This window comes from Shigella sp. FC1567 (assembly GCF_001743015.1).
In the GTDB taxonomy this organism is placed as follows: Bacteria; Pseudomonadota; Gammaproteobacteria; order Enterobacterales; family Enterobacteriaceae; genus Escherichia; species Escherichia coli.
Window position 1 is genome coordinate 1 of the sequence record NZ_MIIV01000229.1, and the last position, 2,032, is coordinate 2,032.

Below are 2,032 nucleotides of genomic sequence, written 5' to 3' on the forward strand. Positions count from 1 at the left end.
AGCGGAGCAGGAAGGACATCTGATGGAAATGGAAGCCACGCAAGCACCTTAAAATCACCATCATACACTAAATCAGTAAGTTGGCAGCATTACCCAAAAATAAGATGATTATAAAAATGGGTTATAAGACGTTGATATGAAGTCGCAACAATGGCTGCAATTGGGCGTTTTGTCGAATAAACTGTCGCATATAAATAGCCATTTCTTTGTACGGTTAAATCCTTCAAATGAATCAGCGGAGAAAACGTTGCTGCCGAGGCCTCTTTGCTTAACGAGAAAAAGGTTTTCGTCACCGTATCATACACACCCCATTGCAATGTCGGATCATCAGACATCACTTCACTCCAGAAGAGAGGGTTGATAACCGCCACATAATTTCCCCGCTGCATATAGGTCATTTTATAGCCAGAGAAAAAAGGCGTATCGCGGTAATAATAGATAGAAACGTTAGGTTCACGCTTATAATCGGCCGGTGCAATCGTATAGCCGTTTACAGGCGCTATCAGCGATGAGCATAAAAAATGGTTATCACGGGCATAGATCAATTCATTAATATAAAGATAGCCACGAATAATATTCAACATTCGCTTTTGATGGGCTGGAGTGCAAACTTGCCCCTGATAGCGTTCAGCTGCATCGCTCACTAAATCTGCCTGGCGAATAACCAGCTCGGATTTATCCAGTGCCAGTTGAGCAAAGGTTCGGAGCTGATTATTCACTTCTGATTTTGCCCAAAGGAAGGCAATCCATAGCGAAAGAATGATGGGAAAGAGAACTAAAAAGATAATGCCCGGCAACGCCAGTAATTGGTGTCGTGCACGATGACTCATTGCTATCAATTTCCTGCCTGTTTATACCCGGCCATTGTAAGGTGAAAACCCTGGGTACCGACGTCTTTAGATAAATCTTACGGTATAAATAGCACTTTTGCCTGATTTGAAATTGATACCTTTCTAATCGTCACCTGGATGAAAATAATTCATTGATATTCAAAATTAATTTCCTACAGGAATGCAGAGGCGGCGGGAAGATATGCCCTTAATGCCACTGAAAAACCACATAATCTGTACAGCAATAAAAGTCACGGCCTAATATGGCTAACAAACAATCAATTGTGATATATTTCACAAAATTAATGAAACAAACAGAGTGTTTCATTTTTGTGTTCTGCAAGCCCCGCGATAGCCAGAGTGTACCACGCCTCCCGTGAACAACGCCGCGCTGTCCAGGGCATCGGCTCTTTTCAGAGGAATTGTTTGATGGCTACCCTCACCACTGGCGTGGTTCTTCTTCGCTGGCAACTTCTTAGTGCCGTAATGATGTTTCTGGCCAGCACACTCAACATCCGTTTTCGTCGGTCTGATTATGTCGGGCTTGCGGTGATCAGCAGCGGTCTGGGCGTTGTTTCCGCCTGTTGGTTCGCAATGGGGTTGCTTGGCATCACAATGGCGGACATCACCGCTATCTGGCACAACATCGAGTCGGTGATGATAGAAGAGATGAATCAGACACCGCCACAATGGCCAATGATTTTGACCTGATACGTAGAAGCCTCCATAACGGAGTAATGCCGATCAGTTAAGGATCAGTTGACCGATCCAGTGGCTGTGTAAGAATCCGGAAACGCTCACTTGTTTCCGGATTTTTTTATGCACATTGGACAGGCTCTTGATCTGGTATCCCGTTACGATTCTAGACTGGCCCCCTGAATCTCCAGACAACCAGTATCACTTAAATAAGTGATAGTCTTAATACTAGTTTTTAGACTAGTCATTGGAGTACAGATGATTGATGTCTTAGGGCCGGAGAAACGCAGACGGCGTACCACACAGGAAAAGATCGCAATTGTTCAGCAGAGCTTTGAACCGGGGATGACGGTCTCCCTCGTTGCCCGGCAACATGGTGTAGCAGCCAGCCAGTTATTTCTCTGGCGTAAGCAATACCAGGAAGGAAGTCTTACTGCTGTGGCCGCCGGAGAACAGGTTGTTCCTGCCTCTGAACTTGCTGCCGCCATGAAGCAGATTAAAGAACT

The 2,032-nt window shown here is 45.1% G+C and carries 2 protein-coding genes and 2 pseudogenes; 3 read left to right on the forward strand and 1 reads right to left on the reverse strand.

What is annotated here, in order from left to right; all coding sequences use genetic code 11:
* Nucleotides 1-95 precede the first annotated feature (95 nt).
* Nucleotides 96-830, reverse strand: a pseudogene (gene pdeC / locus BHE85_RS14140) (c-di-GMP phosphodiesterase PdeC); the annotation flags it as partial.
* A gap of 429 nt (nucleotides 831-1,259) precedes the next feature.
* Here pdeC and BHE85_RS14145 point away from each other — a divergent pair.
* The 3 genes and pseudogenes from BHE85_RS14145 to BHE85_RS14150 form a co-directional block, all read left to right on the forward strand.
* A complete protein-coding gene (locus BHE85_RS14145; RefSeq protein WP_001295689.1) occupies nucleotides 1,260-1,541 on the forward strand; it encodes a YjcB family protein in 282 nt (93 codons plus the stop codon).
* Between the two features lie 90 nt (nucleotides 1,542-1,631).
* Nucleotides 1,632-1,706 (forward strand): annotated as a pseudogene (locus tag BHE85_RS27525) (hypothetical protein); the annotation flags it as partial.
* 78 nt (nucleotides 1,707-1,784) lie between these two features.
* Nucleotides 1,785-2,032 (forward strand): transposase (locus BHE85_RS14150; protein WP_000567707.1); only part of this gene is annotated, 248 nt, incomplete at its 3' end.